The 15,004-nt window shown below is 74.0% G+C and carries 13 protein-coding genes and 1 pseudogene; 3 read left to right on the top strand and 11 right to left on the bottom strand.

Annotated elements, in window-relative coordinates; genetic code table 11:
* Positions 1-140: 140 nt before the first annotated feature.
* A complete protein-coding gene (locus tag ACIHEI_RS29820) occupies positions 141-344 on the bottom strand; it encodes a hypothetical protein (protein ID WP_396608866.1) in 204 nt (67 codons plus the stop codon).
* A 66-nt stretch (positions 345-410) separates the two neighbouring features.
* Between ACIHEI_RS29820 and ACIHEI_RS29815 the strand changes: the two genes are divergently transcribed.
* Complete coding sequence (locus ACIHEI_RS29815; RefSeq protein WP_387641715.1) at positions 411-797, top strand: hypothetical protein; 387 nt, start codon at positions 411-413, stop codon at positions 795-797.
* Positions 798-857: 60 nt separating this feature from the next.
* On the opposite strand, the gene ACIHEI_RS29810 is transcribed toward ACIHEI_RS29815, so the two are convergent.
* Positions 858-2,321, bottom strand: a complete 1,464-nt coding sequence (locus ACIHEI_RS29810) for a glycoside hydrolase family 6 protein (protein ID WP_396608865.1) — start codon at positions 2,319-2,321, stop codon at positions 858-860.
* Between the two features lie 263 nt (positions 2,322-2,584).
* Between ACIHEI_RS29810 and ACIHEI_RS29805 the strand changes: the two genes are divergently transcribed.
* On the top strand, positions 2,585-3,199 hold the full coding sequence (locus ACIHEI_RS29805) for a hypothetical protein (protein ID WP_396608864.1): 615 nt from the start codon (positions 2,585-2,587) through the stop codon (positions 3,197-3,199).
* 178 nt (positions 3,200-3,377) lie between these two features.
* Here ACIHEI_RS29805 and ACIHEI_RS29800 read toward each other — a convergent pair whose 3' ends face one another.
* The 4 genes from ACIHEI_RS29800 to ACIHEI_RS29785 all read right to left on the bottom strand — a co-directional run bounded on the left by ACIHEI_RS29800 (position 3,378) and on the right by ACIHEI_RS29785 (position 4,896).
* Positions 3,378-3,575: a hypothetical protein gene (locus ACIHEI_RS29800; RefSeq protein ID WP_396608863.1), complete on the bottom strand. Its 198-nt coding sequence runs from the start codon at positions 3,573-3,575 to the stop codon at positions 3,378-3,380.
* Positions 3,576-3,700: 125 nt separating this feature from the next.
* Positions 3,701-3,982: a hypothetical protein gene (locus ACIHEI_RS29795; RefSeq protein WP_396608862.1), complete on the bottom strand. Its 282-nt coding sequence runs from the start codon at positions 3,980-3,982 to the stop codon at positions 3,701-3,703.
* A 64-nt stretch (positions 3,983-4,046) separates the two neighbouring features.
* The gene (locus ACIHEI_RS29790; protein WP_396608861.1) at positions 4,047-4,355 is read right to left on the bottom strand and encodes a hypothetical protein; all 309 of its coding nucleotides are present in this window, start codon (positions 4,353-4,355) and stop codon (positions 4,047-4,049) included.
* Positions 4,356-4,398: 43 nt separating this feature from the next.
* Positions 4,399-4,896, bottom strand: a complete 498-nt coding sequence (locus ACIHEI_RS29785) for a hypothetical protein (protein ID WP_396608860.1) — start codon at positions 4,894-4,896, stop codon at positions 4,399-4,401.
* Positions 4,897-5,021: 125 nt separating this feature from the next.
* Here ACIHEI_RS29785 and ACIHEI_RS29780 point away from each other — a divergent pair, with 125 nt between their 5' ends.
* Positions 5,022-5,681: a DUF6193 family natural product biosynthesis protein gene (locus ACIHEI_RS29780; protein ID WP_396608859.1), complete on the top strand. Its 660-nt coding sequence runs from the start codon at positions 5,022-5,024 to the stop codon at positions 5,679-5,681.
* A gap of 10 nt (positions 5,682-5,691) precedes the next feature.
* Here ACIHEI_RS29780 and ACIHEI_RS29775 read toward each other — a convergent pair whose 3' ends face one another.
* The 5 genes and pseudogenes from ACIHEI_RS29775 to ACIHEI_RS29755 form a co-directional block, all read right to left on the bottom strand.
* Positions 5,692-6,972, bottom strand: a complete 1,281-nt coding sequence (locus ACIHEI_RS29775; RefSeq protein ID WP_396608858.1) for an SUKH-4 family immunity protein — start codon at positions 6,970-6,972, stop codon at positions 5,692-5,694.
* A 58-nt stretch (positions 6,973-7,030) separates the two neighbouring features.
* A complete protein-coding gene (locus ACIHEI_RS29770; protein WP_396608857.1) occupies positions 7,031-8,839 on the bottom strand; it encodes an ATP-binding protein in 1,809 nt (602 codons plus the stop codon).
* 38 nt (positions 8,840-8,877) lie between these two features.
* Complete coding sequence (locus ACIHEI_RS29765) at positions 8,878-10,977, bottom strand: SUKH-4 family immunity protein (RefSeq protein WP_396608856.1); 2,100 nt, start codon at positions 10,975-10,977, stop codon at positions 8,878-8,880.
* 34 nt (positions 10,978-11,011) lie between these two features.
* A complete protein-coding gene (locus ACIHEI_RS29760) occupies positions 11,012-13,189 on the bottom strand; it encodes a toxin glutamine deamidase domain-containing protein (protein ID WP_396608855.1) in 2,178 nt (725 codons plus the stop codon).
* Positions 13,190-14,304: 1,115 nt separating this feature from the next.
* Positions 14,305-15,004 (bottom strand): annotated as a pseudogene (locus tag ACIHEI_RS29755) (hypothetical protein); the annotation flags it as partial.

Below are 15,004 nucleotides of genomic sequence, written 5' to 3'. Positions count from 1 at the left end.
CCCACCTGGCACTGCCCGAGCCCGAGCCCAAGCCCCACGCCCAGCCCCACACCCTCACCGACACCAACGCCGACGCCGACGCCAACCCCCACCCCCACGGAGACGACGGCCGCCCCGGCACCGCACGCGCCGACGCCCCGTCAGTCCCCGCACGTCAAACCGAAGCCGGCCTCGCACGCACCGGCCCCGACCCCGGCCGCCGTCGACGCGCCCCAGCCGGTCGCCGTCCAGCCGCGTCCGACCCTCACGCCGTCGACCACGGTCGCCGCGCCACCGGCGGCGGTCGCGCCGGCCGCCCCGGCGGCGATCGAGCCGTCGGTGTGGGCGACCGTACTGATGCTCACCGTCCTGCTGCCGGCGGCGCTCGCCGCGTTGGCCGGGCAGCATCTCGCGTTCTCCAGGAGGAACCGTTGAATCCCTCTCCGCTGCTCGGCGCGCTGGCCGCGATGACGCTGGCCGTCGGCTCCCTCGTGATCGCACACCGGCTCCGCCCGCGGACGCCGGAGGGCGAGACGCCTCCGGACCCGCACCCGGCGCTGGGCGCGATCGGCTCCGGACTGCTCTCCGGGTTCACCCTGCTGACGGGGTTCCTGATCGCCACCGGGTGGGCTGCTCACAGCACCGGCATCGTCCCGCCGGACGGTCTGTACCTGGCGGACCTGGCGGCGGGCGGCGCGGTGCTGCTGTACCCGTCGCTGGCGGGTCTGCCGTTCACGCCCCGGTACGTGACGGCGGTGTGCCTGTTCGGCCTGCTGGTCGGCTACGTGATGGTGACGGCCGTCCAACTCCGGCCCTGAGCAGGGGAATCCCGCCCCGCCGGGCCCAGGGGGCGGGAGGGCCGGCGGGGCGGAACGGGCTCACGCGGTGGTGCAGGCGGCGCCGTTCAGGGTGAAGGCGCTCGGAGCGGTGTTGCCGCTGCCGTAGGTGGCCTGGAGCCCGAAGGCGGTGGACGCGCCGGCCGCGAGGGTGCCGTTGTAGCCCAGGTCGGTGGCGGTCACGGCGGTCCCGCTCTGGGTGACGGTGGCGTTCCAGGCGCTGGTGACCTTCTGGTCGCCCGGGAACGTCCAGCCGAGCGTCCAGCCGGAGATGGTGGCGGTGCCGGTGTTCTTCACGGTGATGTCGGCGGTGAAGCCCCCGCTCCACGAGTTGGCCCGGTACGCGACCGAGCACGACGCCCCACCACTCGGCGGCTGCGACGTCGGCGGCTGCGACGTAGGCGGCTGGGAGCTGGGCGACGGACCGCTCGGGTCGGCCGCGTTCACCGCCAACTGGTAGGCGATGTCGGGCACGAAGGTACCGGCGGCGGCCGCACAGCCGTCCGCCTCGCCCGGGGGCTTGACCCACAGGAAGGCGTCGACCGCACCATCCCCCGTGCTGGCCGTCGGGTAGTTGCCGATGGCGCGCCCGGACGGGTCGCACCAGGTGCTGCCGGCCGGGCCGTTGCCGTTGCGGCTGGTGTCGATGACGGCGTGCAGGTTGCCGGGGTTGCCGAGCGCGGCGAGCACGTTGTGGGCGAAGGCGCTCTCCCCGGCCGTGGTGTTGAAGTTCGAGACGTTGGTGAAGAACCCGTCGGCGTTGAGCACGCCCGCGCCGCGCAGCCGGTTGGCCTGTTCGGCGGCGGAGTTCCAGGTGGAGTGTCCGCCGTCCAGGTACACCTTGGCGGCGGGGCTGGCGGCGTGGATGGTGGAGACGGCGCGTGCCAGCGAGGCGAAGCGGTCGTTCTGCTGCTGGGCGGTGAGGCAGGTGGTGAGCGCGATCGAGTCCGGTTCGAGGATCACCACGGAGCGCGAACTTCCCAGTCCCGCCGCGAACTTGCCGACCCAGGCGTCGTACGAGGCGAGGTCGGGCGCGCCACCGGCGGACGCGCCGCCGCAGTCCCGGTTGGGGATGGCGTAGGCGACAAGTACGGGGGTCTGGCCGGCCTGCTCGGCGGCGGCGGTGACGGCGCGGACATCGGAAGTGACAGTCGTGGGGCGGTAGTTGCTGAACCAGATGCCCTGCGGCTGGCTGGCAATCCGCTTGGAGATCACCGGCGTGCGGGAGTCGCCGGGGTTGGCGGCCACCCACTTGACGGCCTGGGACGCCGGGTCCCGGTAGAACTGGGTACCGGCGGGCAGACTGCCCTGCGCGGCAGCGTCGGCGCCACTCTGCACCCCGGCCACCAGCCCGAACGCGGTGGCCGTGGCGGCCAGCGCGAGCGCGGCGGCGCGGCGGGTGGGGCGAGGCACGGCGCGGCGGGTGGGGCGAGGCACGGCGCGGCGGGTGGGGCGAGGGACGGTGCGGCGGGTGGGGCGAGGGACGGTGCGGTCGGGGATGTGCACGATGTCCTCCGGGGTGCTTGCCGGGGCAGGAGCGTGGGAGCGCTCCCGCAACGCGTCCGGCCGATGGTAGCCCCTCCAGGCGGGCCAGGCACCTCCCGAACTCCTCTTCCAGAACCGCCTGTTGACGCCTCCGCGCCTGCTCCCACCTGCACCCGCGCCGACCGTTCGGGGCCGCCGTGGAGACCCCGTCCGCGTGTAAGTTTCCCGGCCCGGACGTCGCGTACCGTTGGTCCGCGACGTACGAAGACCTGGGGAGGGCGACGATGCGCATGGCGGGGCGGGCGGTCTGGAACTCGGCGCTGGCGGCGCTGATATGGGCAGCGGTGTTCTTCGGACTCCGCGGACTGGCGGAATACTCCTACCAACAACACCTTCAGGCAATCGTTCCGACACTGGTGATCATCGCCATGTGGATCGCCTTCATCGCCTGGGTGGGGTCCCGCGACGACCCCACCGGCTGGCTGGTCATCGTCGCCGTCCTCGGCACCATCATGCTGGTCGGCCACATGCACCTGCTCGACGTCCGGGCACTGCGTGACCACGGCATCGAACAGCACGCCCGGGTCACCCGCGTCACCACGGAGTGGGACGCCAACAACAACTCCCACCAGCGCTACACCCTGGAGGCGCTGGACGGCCCGCCGATCACCGCCACGATCGACGGCGGCTACGGCGACTACTACGACGTCGGCGACACCGTCACCGTCACCACCGACCCGACCGGCCACGTCGGCCCGCAACTCGGCACCACCCCCAGCACCGGCGACGAACGCTGGACGGCCCGGATCGACACCGCGACGGCCGTCCTGATGGGCGCGCCCCTCACCGCCTGGGCAGTGGAACGCACCCGCAAACGCCGCTCCCCCGACCGCAGTTGACACTCCCGGCAGCCCGATGCCACTTGCGGTGGGGCCTTGATCGGCCCTGGCCCCGGGGATCCTCGGCAGCCAGGCGGCCCATGTGCCGTTGGCCTTCGACAGCGAGCCGGTGCCCCAGGTGGGTGAATACGTGTACGCCGTGGACTATGGCACCTCTGGTTCGCTGAGGAGCGCCCACTCACCCACCGGCTTGCCGCCAGGGGAACGGAGCGAGGTCCGGCTCGACCCAGCCGGTCCTGGCCGGGTCGCTTGCCAGCGTCGAGGACCGGTAGAAGCGGGTGAGCAGCTTCTTGTCGAGCAGCGCGGGGTACTGGCCGGCGAAGGCGTCGAAGTCGGCCGTGTCCGCCTGCCCGGCATGGTGGCCCACCAGTTCCACCCAGGCCCGACTGACGGTGGCGTTGTACTTCTGCGGGGCCCCCGCGTAACGGGCGGTGCGCCGGATGCCGTCGCTGACCAGGTCGACCGCCGTACTGGTGCCGTGGCGTCGGACGGCCAGCCAGGTCAGTTCCGCTCGATGCGCTCCAGGTCGACCTGACCGCGGGCCGCGCCGGTGAACGCGCCGTAGTCGGCGGCCCGGTCGCCGTCGGCGGTGATCGGCGCGTTCGCAAGAACGGCCGCACCGTGGAGAACCGGCTGATCGGCATCCGCCGCCAGGGTGGCGGCCTTCGGCGCGGTGATCTCCCCGGTGGAGGTGTCGACCTGCCCGGCGGCCTCCTCCAACCCCACCTGCAGCGCAGCCGCGCGCTTCGGGCCGGCCCGCTCCACCTTCGGCGGGGTCTTCAACTTCGCCTTCGCACTCTCCCGCTCCACCCGCGCCTGCCGCCCTTTGGCCGCGGCGCGGACCGCCTCAGCTCATCGGGCGGAGCAGGTCGGAGAGCTTGGACAGGTGCGCGCGATCCCGCTCCGTGTCCCAGCCGAATTCTGCCGCTCTTGCGCCCCGCAGCTCGTCCACGACGGCCAGGAGCCACCCGGCGACCTCCGCGCGCTTCGGCTGGTCGAGGGTGGAGAAATCGACGCCGATCGAGCTCGCATACCGCTGGTATTCGTCGCGAACCGCAGGTGCGAGGCGCTCCATGGCCAGCTCACAAATGGTGTGCCAGCCGTACGAATTGGTGAACCAGTCCTCGCCGTCTTCCGACGTCACGATCGCGGACATCGCCGCCCTCCCCGGACGATCGCTCCCTTCAGCACTCCGGCGGTCAGGAGTCGGCGCCCTTCCGGAACCGCTTCGCGAGCACCGGGTCCGACTCCCACCACAGGCCGTTCCCGTCACTCGCCTCCGCGCCGGCCGCGGCCTCGCGCAGGGGGCGGAGTTCGGGCTCGCCCTCGGCGCGCACCCGGAACATCAGGCCGGGGACCAGGAAGAACACCGCGCCGAGCACGAGGAGGGACGCCGCCGCGAAGACCGGGGGAACGGCGGTTCCGGCCAGGACGGGCAGGAGGAGTGCGACGCGGAGTCCGGTCCCTCGGGCGGTGACCAGGAAGTCCCGGTCTTCCGCCACCTCCACGGTCACCGTGTTGGAGCTGGTGCGGTCCTTCGCCGTGACCTGCACCTGGTGGGTGCCGACCGTCGCCGGGAACCGCGCGCTCTCCCCCTGCCGGACCTGGCCGACCTTGACCCCGTCGACGACGACGACGAAGTTTCCCGCCCGGCCGATCCCCGGCTGCTCCGCGCGCACCACGATGGTCCCGGTCATCAGCCAGCCCCCCTCGTTCTGATGATCATGTATGAACCGCGCCAGAGGATAGCGCCCGGCCGGCACGGGCAACAACTGCCCGGCCGGCCAGGGACGTTCACACCCGCGTCCCTACACTGCACGCCATGACCGACGCATCCACCACCGCGGGCCTCGGCCCCGTTCTCGACCGGATCGCCGCCGGCCTGGGGCTGTCGCTGCCCGAGCCGGAGGGGTTCAGCCACCGCCACGCCGACTTCCACGACGCGGAGACCGGCGACCGGGCGTCGATCCGCAACTGGACTCCGGGCGCGGGGCCGACCGTCGCGCTGGCCCGCGCGAACATCACGCTCGCCAATGGACACGCCCCTGACCTCGCGGCGGCGGTGCCCGCGGTCGTGGCCTGGCTGGCGGGCGCCGAGCTGGCGGCGGTGCGGGAGATCGCACCGTTTCTGGTCGTCCACGACTGGGCGTTCGCGCACGAGCGCGAGCCGCTGGACGCGGCGGAGCTGGCCTGGCGGCAGCGGATGGGCCGGTTCGACACCCAGCCTCCCCACTACCGACCGCCGGGCTACCGGGCGATGTTCGAGGCGGCGTTCGCCGAGCCGCGATTGCGCCGGCTGACACCGGTGACCAGTCATTTCACGCTGTGGTTCTCCGTCACGGAATACCCGCATCAGCGGGTCGGGCGGACGGCCGTCGAGCCCCTGCGCGACGGTACCTTCCTGGTCCGCGACGCGGGCCCGGCCGCCACCGCCGAGGAGGCCGTCGCGCTCGCGGTGGCGACCCTGCCGCCGGGCTACTGACGGCGGCGGATCAGAGCAGGCCGTCCCACAGCTGCTCGACGATGACGGCCCACCAGTTCTCGGGGTCGCCGAACACCGTGCCGTCGAGCGCGGCCAGTTCGCGCTGGAAGGCGTCCACGGCGAGGCCGGCGGCCTGCGGGTCGAGGCCGCGCAGGGCGGGGTGGCGGGTGGCGAGCAGGGACAGGCAGCGCAGGTACGCGGCGAGGTCGGTGTTGAGGTAGCGGCCGGTGCCGGTGTCGGGGTCGACGGCCCAGATCCGGCCGATGCCCGCTCCGGTGCCGGTGCCGCCGTCGCCGCACTGGACGGCGATCAGCGCGTGGCCGTCGTCGCCGAGGACCAGGTAGTCGGCGAGCAGGGAACGGGTCCGCTCGGGGACGCGGGCGCCGCGGCCGGTCGCGGCGAGGTGGTCGGCGACGGAGGGCAGCCCGGGCAGGTGGCGGAAGAACGACGGGACCTCGGCGGGCAGTCCGGCCTCGGCCAACGTGGCCGCGGTGGCAGCGGGGGCGGGGCCGGCGACGCGGTGGATCCGCTCGGCGCCGAACTGCGCGTCCAGCCGGGCGCCGAGTTCGCGGTCGCTCTCAACAGCCGCCGCGGGCACGGCGCGGGGGAAGGGGATCCGGTTGGGACGCGGCGGCGCGGGGCGCCCGGCCCGGCGGAAGGTGTCCTCGGTGGCGTCGGTGAGCTCGCGGACACCGGCGGCCCGGCGGTCGTAGCGCGGACCGTAGGCGTGGCCGAAGTCGAAGGTGGCGTTGGGGAGTTCGGCGAGCAGCACGGGGGCGCAGTAGCCGCCGGGCAGTTCGCAGGGCCGCAGGTCGGTGTAGACGGACAGCACGTCCTCGGGGCGGACGCCCTGCTGCTGGAGGGTGCGCCAGGCGCGGACCTCGGGGTGGCCGGCGCCGGGGGTGGAGAGCTGGAACAGGCTCTGCTCCTCGCCGGCGGCGTCCCGGTAGGTGAGGACGACGGAGGTGCCGGGGCCGACCACCGGCGGGCGGGACGGGTCGTAGCTGCCCGCGCCGAGCTTGTCGCGGTAGAGCTGGACGACCTCGTCGACGGGCACCGACGGCCAGTGGGTGAGTTCGCCGGTCTCCCGGTCGACGACGGCGCAGGCGGTGCCGATCTCGGCGGGGGCGCGGCGTTCGCCGACGGGCCGGTCGGGTTCGGCGTCGGGGATCGGCCAGAGCACCCAGCCGAGGTCGAACTCGTGCACGCCGATCCGGTGCCACTGGTCCTCGGGCCGGGCACCGTTGATCCACTGGTGGGCCGCCTCGATGGCCTGCTCACGGGTCGTCACGCGGTCGTTCTCCTTCGGAGCCGGTTGGTCGGTGTTCACAGTAGTGGACGGGTGCCGGTCACCGACCGGCCGGTCGCAGGGCGGCGATGCCGTGCGCGTCGGCGATCAGCAGCAGGCCGTCGGGGGTGAGGTCGGCGCCGGCCAGTGGTGCGGCGGACAGGAACGCGCCGATCGGCCCGATGGCGCTGCCGTCGGCGGGGTCGCGCTGCCAGAGCCGGACGTAGTCGCCCCCGATGCTGAGCGCGAGGTTGCCGGCGGCGCGCTGGTCCTCGTCGGGGCGGGCGAGTTGCCCGGGGTCGGTGTGGTCGATCTCGCCGGTGCGGGCGTCGTAGGCCGTCAACTCGGGCTGATGGCCGGGCCGGTGGGCCACCAGCAGGTGGTTGCCGTCGGGGCGGACGGCGGCGGTGACGGCGCCGACGCCGGTGAGCGGCCGGGCCCACAGGGTGTGCCAGGGCACGTCCAGGCCGGTGGTGTCGACGCCGGGGAGGCCGTCCTGGCGGGCGGCGTGGTCGAGCAGTGCGGCGCGCAGTTCGACGTCGAGTTCCTGGCGGGTGAACAGCGGGGCGAGGCGCAGCCAGGTGCGGCCGAGCGGTGGCAGCGCGGCAGGGTCGAGGCGGTCGACGGCGGCGCGCAGCCGGTGCTGTTCGGCATGCAGCAGGAAGCCGGGGTCGGTGAGGAGTTGGTCGAGCAGGCCGCCGTGCAGGGCGTGTCCGGCGAGTTGTTCGCGGACGTAGCGGGGGGTGTCGGCCCAGCGCTGCGGCCGGTCGCCGTCGAGGGTGGCGAGCAGGGCGGTGGCGATCCGGCGGTGGACTTCGCGGGCGGTGCGGCCGAGGCGTTCGCGGATTTCGTCGGCGACGGCGGGGTGGACGATGCGGGCGCCGGGTCTGCCGTTGTCGGTGGTGGCGAGGTCGAAGAACGGGAGCAGCAGGTCGCGGCCGGCGGCGAGGGCGGGGCCGAGGTCCTTGCCGGCGACGGCGGACGCGACGGGCGCCCACAGCTCGAACGGCAGTGGTTCGCCGGGTCCGGCGAGGGCGAGCGGGGCGAGCAGGCGGCGCAGGGTCAGTTCGTCGGCGCCGCAGCGTTCGGCGTGCAGGTCGAGGGCGTCGCCGGCGCTGCGGGGCAGGGGCAGCGGGCCGGTGGGGTGGGCCTGGACGGACCAGCCGGCCAGCCGTACCACCAGCGGGCTGTCGGCGACGGCGGCCAGCTGGCGGGCCACGACGGGGTCGGGGACGGCGAGTTCGGCCTGCCGGAGCAGGGCGTCGGGGTCGCGCCACGGGTCCTGGTCGAGGTCGAGGATCCGCACCTGGCCGTCGGGGACGTCCTCGGCGAGCCGGGCGGCCTCGGTGCGGGGCAGGTCGGCGAGCAGGCGGACGCCGGGGTTGAGGGCGAGCGGCAGCAGCACCTCGCTGGTGACCTTGGCGGGCTCGTCGGTGCCGGTCAGCGTGCCGGCCCGGTCGATGTCGGCGAGGACCACGGTCTGCGGCTGCTGGGGGGTGCCGATTCCGGCGAGCACGGCGGGCAGCTGGTCCGCCCGGTCGGTGCCGGGGGCGAACCGGTCGGCGAGCAGCCAGCGCAGTTGGACGGCCGTCAGGCCGGTGGCGTCGAGGACGGGGGGTGCGGGCTGGTCGGCGGGCGGGACGGTGGACGGGTCGAGGGCGTCGGTGTCGATGAGGGCGCGGTGTGCGGGGTCGCAGAGCATCAGGAAGGCGGTGAGCAGCCGGGTGCGGCCGCTGCCGCTGTCGCCGGTGATCAGCACCGTGCGCGGCGCGTCGGCCGTGCCGGACCGCCAGGCCGCCAGGGTGCGCAGCGCTGCCGCCCGGCCGCCGAGGTGCGGGTGGGGCTGGTGGGCGACGGTGGTGTCGGTCACGTCGGTCTCTCCGGTCGGGGGGAGTGGGCGGCGGGGAGTCAGGCCCAGGTGTCGGGTTCGAGGACGTACTGCCAGCTGTCGGTGGCGGCGGCGTCGGGGTCGATTCCGGCGAGGCGGGTGCGGAGTTCGGAGAGCAGGTCGTAGCTGTCGGCCTCGGTGGGCCAGTAGGCCGTCAGGTACTGGGTCTGGACGGCGACCATGGTGAGGAAGTGCTCCAGGGTGGTGCCGATCAGCGGCTCGCTGGGGTGGGTCGTGTCGGGCCAGTGCGCGGGCATCGTCCGGAGCACCCGGCCGTTGCTGCCGTCGAGCACCAGGTCGGCAGCGATCCAGCCGCCGAGCAGGTAGTACGGTCCGCCGCCGTCCGGGCGGTTGCGGGCGGGCAGCCCGTCGCCGGGGGTGAGCCAGTAGCCGGTGGGGCTGTCGACGGCGGGCAGGCCGACGGTGGCGAGCAGTTCGCGGGTCGGCCGGTGGGTGATGCCGTCCGGGACGGGGTCGATACGGTGCAACTGCCCGGCGCCGAAGGCCTGTTCCAGCAGCTGCCGCAGGTCGGGCGTGTCGGCGGGGTCGTAGGGGCGGGGCAGTTGGCGGCCGAACGAGCCGACCGGCGCCACCAGTCGGTGCTCGGGCGCGTCGCGCAGCAGCGTGGCGTCCGGCCGGACGGCGTAGGCGCCGCGTACCCCGGCCAGCACCAGCAGGTCGCCGACGGCGCCGACGGCATCCGCGTCGGGGTGGTGGAACAGTCCGAGCGGCGCACCGTCCGGACCGTCCAGGATCTCGGCGTAGCCAACCTTCTGACGCACCATCAACTGGGCCTCGACCGGCTCGAGTTCGTCGCCGTCGTCCGGGACCGACTCCCCCGTGGACGCGTCCCGGAGGAAGCGGTTCTCCTCCTCGTCCTCGATGACGGCGATGGGCCTGCCGCCCAGTTCGGCGGCCTGCACCAGGTCGATCTCCTCGGTGTGCCAGGGCTCGGTGCGGGGGGTGAACGCGCCGATCGGGCTCCACCGGGACCACACGGTGCGGAAGGTGAGCGGTTCGGGGCAGGCCGCGGCGAGCGCCTCGGCGCGGTCGAACTGCCCGCGGGTGTGGGCGTCGTGGGCGAGCCGGGCGACCCACTCGCCGTGCGGCGCGCCGGCCAGGCCGTAACCGACGAGGTAGCGCAGGGCGGCGGCGGGGGTGCCGTAGCGGAACGCGCCGTCGGCGTACGCGGTGCGCAGGGCCTCGGTCAGCGCGTCCTGCGGGACGTGCGCGAGGGCGCGGGCGTCGTCGAGCAGTTCGTCGAAGCGTCCGGCGGCGGCGGCGTGGCCGGGCAGCGAACGGGCCGCCCACGGCGCGGTCAGGTCGGCGGCCGACAGCTGCTCCGTCATCCGGGAGTGGAACGCGGCGGCCTCGGCCGGGGCGTAACGCAGTTCCTCGACCAGGGCGGGACGGTCGAACCCGACCGTGCCGTCCGCCTCCCGCACCAGCGGCTCGGCGGCGAGCGTCAGCAGGTCGGCCTCGGTCACCAGGACGTCGGCGGCCCGGCACAGCTCGGCCCAGCCGGCCACGGGCACCCGGCGCAGCTGGGCGTTGGCCAGCGCCCGCAACGCGGACAGGGTCTGCGGCGGGACGGCGGAGGTCAGCGCCGCCAGTTCCTCCGGGCCCGTGCCGCCGGGAAGCCGGAGCACGTCCAGCCAGTACCCGGTGGGCCCGGTGGCGGGCGGTTCGGGGGGCTGCGACTGTTCGACGACCAGTTGCAGCCGGCCCTCCTGCGCGGGGATGGCGAGCTCGGCGACCACCGCCCGGGCCTGGTCGGCCGCGCCGCCGGCCGTCGAGCCCGCCAGCTGGGTGTTGGCGAGCAGCACGGTGCGGGGCGTCCAGTCGCGGCGCAGCGCCCGCTTCAGTTCGTCCAGGCTGCCGAAGGTGCGCTCCAACACGCCGGTGCGGTCGATCAGTTCCTGCACCACGGAGTCGGCGCTGCGCCCGGCGAAGTCGATCAGGAGTGCCGCCGGGAACGCCTCGGCGATCCCGGCGAGCACCGCGCTCTTCCCGCTGCCGGCCGGGCCGGTCACGTGGAGCCGGCCCCGGCTGCCGTCCTGCAGTCGCTCGGTGGCGGCGGTGATCGCCGCCGCCACCGCCGTCTCGTCGCGCCCGGTCATCCGGCCACTCCCTTGCTCACTCGCTCATGTTCGTTCAGTGCTGCGGCCCGGCCGGAGCTGGGGGCTGACGGTGCTGCTCCATCCCCATCCAGGCCCGGCCCACCTTTGCCACGTGGTCGCCGAAGTCCCGGTCCATCTGCTGCTTGGCCGGGCCGGCCACGTCGGCACCCGCGTCCTTCTGATGCCGGTACCCGGTCGCATAGTAGACCGGCACGCCCGTCTGATCACGCGACAGATAGCCCGAGCAGTCCGCGTGACCTGGGCCGATGCCGCACGGCTCGCGCTCGGTGTAGAGGCTGAGCACCTCGGGTTGGTCCTTCTGATCACGGGTGGCCTTCAGGTGGTCCATCCAGCCGCCGAGGTGCGTCTCGGAGTGCAGTGGCGTGATCCCGGCCCGCGGCTTGCTGGGCGGAACCGAGCTGTCCACCACGAAACTGACCTGCCGCGTCTTGGGGTCGTACACCTCGATCACCGCGTAGTTGCGCCCGGTGAGGTCCGGCCGGTGCACGGCCTGGTTGACCGCGGCCTGGATGCTGCGCGTCCCGAACGCCTGCTTGATGTCCGCACGGAGCTGCTGGTAGTCCGGCGACTGCTTCAGCCCCGCCTCGCCCTTGGACGTGCTGTGGTCGACGCCGCCGCGACTCGCGGTGTCCGCCTCGCCCGGACGGGAGCCGGCCACCCGCGGGTCGGCGTTGTACGGGTGGGCCATCGACTCGGGGCTGGCGCCCACACCGTGGTTCTGGTGGAACGCGTCGCTCATCCGGCCCATGGCGGCGACCGCCGCGCCCTGCTCGCCCGGGTTCATGTCCTTGAACCCGGGCAGCTTGGCCTCCAGATCGGCCCGGGTGAACGTCTTCGGGCCGGCCTGCGCGTCACCCTTGCTCTCGTCCAGCACCTTGGCGAGATCGCCGCTGGCCGCCCACTCGTTCAGCTTGTTGTAGACGCCGTTCCGGTCGATCTGGCGGACGTCGTTGGTCTCCCGCAGCCGAACCTGGGCGTCGTCCGGCGGGAGGTTGCTGTGCGTCTGGTTCTTGTCCTGCTTCGGGCCGAGATTCTCGTCGGAGCGGGCCGCTTCGTGGATCGGGTGGTCGGGGTCGTTCGCCCGCCGCTCGTCGATGACCTGCTTGTCGGTCTTGGGCGTGTCGTTGTGGTGCGACGGTCCGGCCTCGGCGTTCCCGTCCCCGCTGTGCTTCGGCTTCTTGGTGGGCGCGCCGCCCTCGGGGTCGTCCTCCGCCTTGTTCTTCTTGCCCGCCGGGTCTTCCGGACGCCGGTCGGGGGTGCCGTGGTCCTTGGCGCTGTGGTCCTGGGTGCTGTGGTCTCCGGTCGGGCGGCGGTCGGGGTCGAGGGTGATCGCGAACACGCCGTGGTCACCGTTGTGCAGCGGCTTGTCGCTGCGCTGGCCGGTCTGGTTGTCCAGGTAGGTGATCTTCCCGTCGTGGTTGACGACGTTCCACGCGTGGGCCCGCCCGTTGGCGTCCTGCGTGATGATCACCGCCTGCGAGCCGTGCCCGTCCCCGCGCAGCTGGTCCTCGACCCGACGGAACGCCGCATCCCCGTTGCCCATGTCCCGGAACGGCGCCCCGAGTTGACCCTCAGCCCGGTCCCGGCCGCCCCGCTCCCCCTCCGGCCCACCGTCGCGCCGCGGCGCGGCCGCCGTCGGATTCCCGCTGTACGTGTCGGCCGTCGACAGCGCCACATCGAGGCAGTTGTTGTCCCGCCCCGGCGCCCGGTGCCCGTCCCCGTTGACCGCCCCCGGCCAGTCCCCGTTCGGATCCGGATGCCGCTGCGGCGTCCCGTCCGGATTCCGCGGCACCCGGCTCTCCAGATCCACCTGATGCTGCGGATCCGGCCGGTCCAGCCCACCCGGCGTGTCGTACGGCCGACTGTCCGCGAGCGCCTCCGGCCGGTGCGCATGGCCGTCCGCGACCGGACCGTCGTGGTGCGAGGCGTCGGCGGAGTGCGAGGGGTCGGCGTTGGACGCGTCGGGACGGTCGGTGTTGGACGCGTCGGGACGGTCGGTGTTCGGACGGTCGGTGTCGGGGCGGTCCGCGTCGTGACGATCGACGTCGGGGTGCGTCGAGTCCGGGCGCGCGGAATCGGGGCGAGCACCGTCCGGGCGCGCCGTGTCGGGGTGGCCCGCGTCGGGACGATCGACGTCGGGACGACCGGCATCCGGGCGAGTTGAGTCCGGACGACCCGTGTCAGGACGCACCGTATCCGGGCGCCCCGCGTCCGGCCGCGCACCGTCGGGGCGACCGGCGTCAGGACGGCTCGCGTCAGGACGAGTTGAGTCCGGACGACCCGCGTCCGGCCGCGCACCGTCGGGGCGCGAAGCGTCCGGACGACCGGCGTTCGGACGCCCGCCGTCAGGACGCGCCGCGTCAGGTCGCGCCGTGTCAGGGCGCGAACCGTCCGGACGATGGGCATCCGGGCGAGTTGAGTAAGGACGGCCCGCGTCAGGACGCACCGTATCCGGGCGCCCCGCGTCCGGGCGCGCACCGTCGGAGCGCGAAGCGTCCGGACGACCGGCGTTCGGACGCCCGCCGTCAGGACGCGCCGCGTCAGGTCGCACCGTGTCCGGCCGCGCGGTATCGGGGCGAGCTGCATCGGGGCGCCCGCCTTCGGGGCGCACCGGGCCCAGCCGGCCCACGTCCGGGCGTCCGCCGCCGGAGCGAGCCGGGTCGGCGGCTGGACGCGGCGTGAACGTGGAGTTGCCGTTGTGCTGTTGCCCCTGGTGGGGCGAGCCCTGAGTCGGCACCGTCGGCGCGGAACCGGGTCCGGACGTCGCTCGGCCCGCACCCGCACCGGACGGAGCGCCGCCACCCGGCATCGCGCCACCGCCCATCGGCATGCCGCCACCCGGCACCCCGGCCCCACCCGCAGGGCCGACACTCGTGCCGTCGGGGCCGCTCGCCGGAATCCCGCCAACACCCGGCCGCTGGTCGGGACCGGCGTGGGGCGGCGTCGCCGTGGCGGTGGCACCGAGACCGGCCACGTCCAGACGCGGCGGCACCTGACCGGTGTGCGCGCCGGAGTCGGAGTCACCGTTCCGCTGGTCGCCGCCCCGGAACGGCGGCGCACCCCCGGCCGAAACGGGGCCCCCGACTGGCGGGCGCGAGTCGGCACCGTGCGACGGACCCGACGACGAGTCACCCCCACGCGCCGGCTCGTGCCCGAAGCTGTCGCCCACCCCCGGCTGCGGGTGCACCGTGAAGCCCGGCTTGTGACCGGCGTCGCCGAAGTCAGTGGCGGCGCCGCCGTGGTACTGGACGCTCATCTGGTCGTGGACGACCTTGACCCCGTTGGGGTCCTTGACGACGTCGCCGTTCAGCGAATGCTCGTCGAAGTCCAGCTTGTACTTGTGGTCGGGCCCGGGAGTCGGACCGTCATGCCCGCCCGGACGCCCACCATCGGTACCGGTCTGCGACGCACCAGCGTGCGACGGCCCGTGATGCTCAGACCCACGCCCCGCACCGTCATGCCCAGCCGGCCGACCCGCATCAACATCCGGCCGAACCGACGAACCATCGTGCCCCACCGGACGACCAGCATCCGGCTCCGACCGATGCGGCACACCATCCGTACCCGTCGGCGACGCACCAGCGTGCGACGGCCCGTGATGCTCAGACCCACGCCCCGCACCATCATGCCCAACCGGCCGACCAGCATCAACATCCGGCCGATGCCCCGAACCATCATGCGCCGCCGGACGACCAGCATCCGGCTCCGACCGATGCGGCACACCATCCGTACTCGTCGGCGACGCACCAGCATGGGACGGCCCGTGATGCTCAGACCCACGCCCCGCACCGTCATGCCCAACCGGCCCACCCGCATCAACATCCGGCCGACGCGACGAACCATCATGCCCCGCCGGACGACCCACATCCGGCCCAGCCCCACGCGACGAACCGTCATGCCCAACCGGACGCCCAGCATCCGACTCCGACCGATGCGGCACACCATCCGTACCCGTCGGCGACGCACCAGCGTGCGACGGCCCGTGATGCTCAGACCCACGCCCCGC

The sequence above is a fragment of the Kitasatospora sp. NPDC051984 genome (assembly GCF_044593455.1).
Classification (GTDB): domain Bacteria; phylum Actinomycetota; class Actinomycetes; order Streptomycetales; family Streptomycetaceae; genus Kitasatospora.
This window is presented reverse-complemented; position numbering and strand designations above follow the sequence as displayed.

What these genes read in the sequence shown, in the direction of transcription:
- ACIHEI_RS29805 (WP_396608864.1), top strand. Translation starts at nt 2,585, where the DNA reads ATGCGCATGGCGGGGCGGGCGGTCTGGAACTCGGCGCTGGCGGCGCTG.
- ACIHEI_RS29790 (WP_396608861.1), bottom strand. Translation starts at nt 4,355, where the DNA reads ATGTCCGCGATCGTGACGTCGGAAGACGGCGAGGACTGGTTCACCAAT.
- ACIHEI_RS29785 (WP_396608860.1), bottom strand. Translation starts at nt 4,896, where the DNA reads ATGACCGGGACCATCGTGGTGCGCGCGGAGCAGCCGGGGATCGGCCGG.
- ACIHEI_RS29780 (WP_396608859.1), top strand. Translation starts at nt 5,022, where the DNA reads ATGACCGACGCATCCACCACCGCGGGCCTCGGCCCCGTTCTCGACCGG.
- ACIHEI_RS29765 (WP_396608856.1), bottom strand. Translation starts at nt 10,977, where the DNA reads ATGACCGGGCGCGACGAGACGGCGGTGGCGGCGGCGATCACCGCCGCC.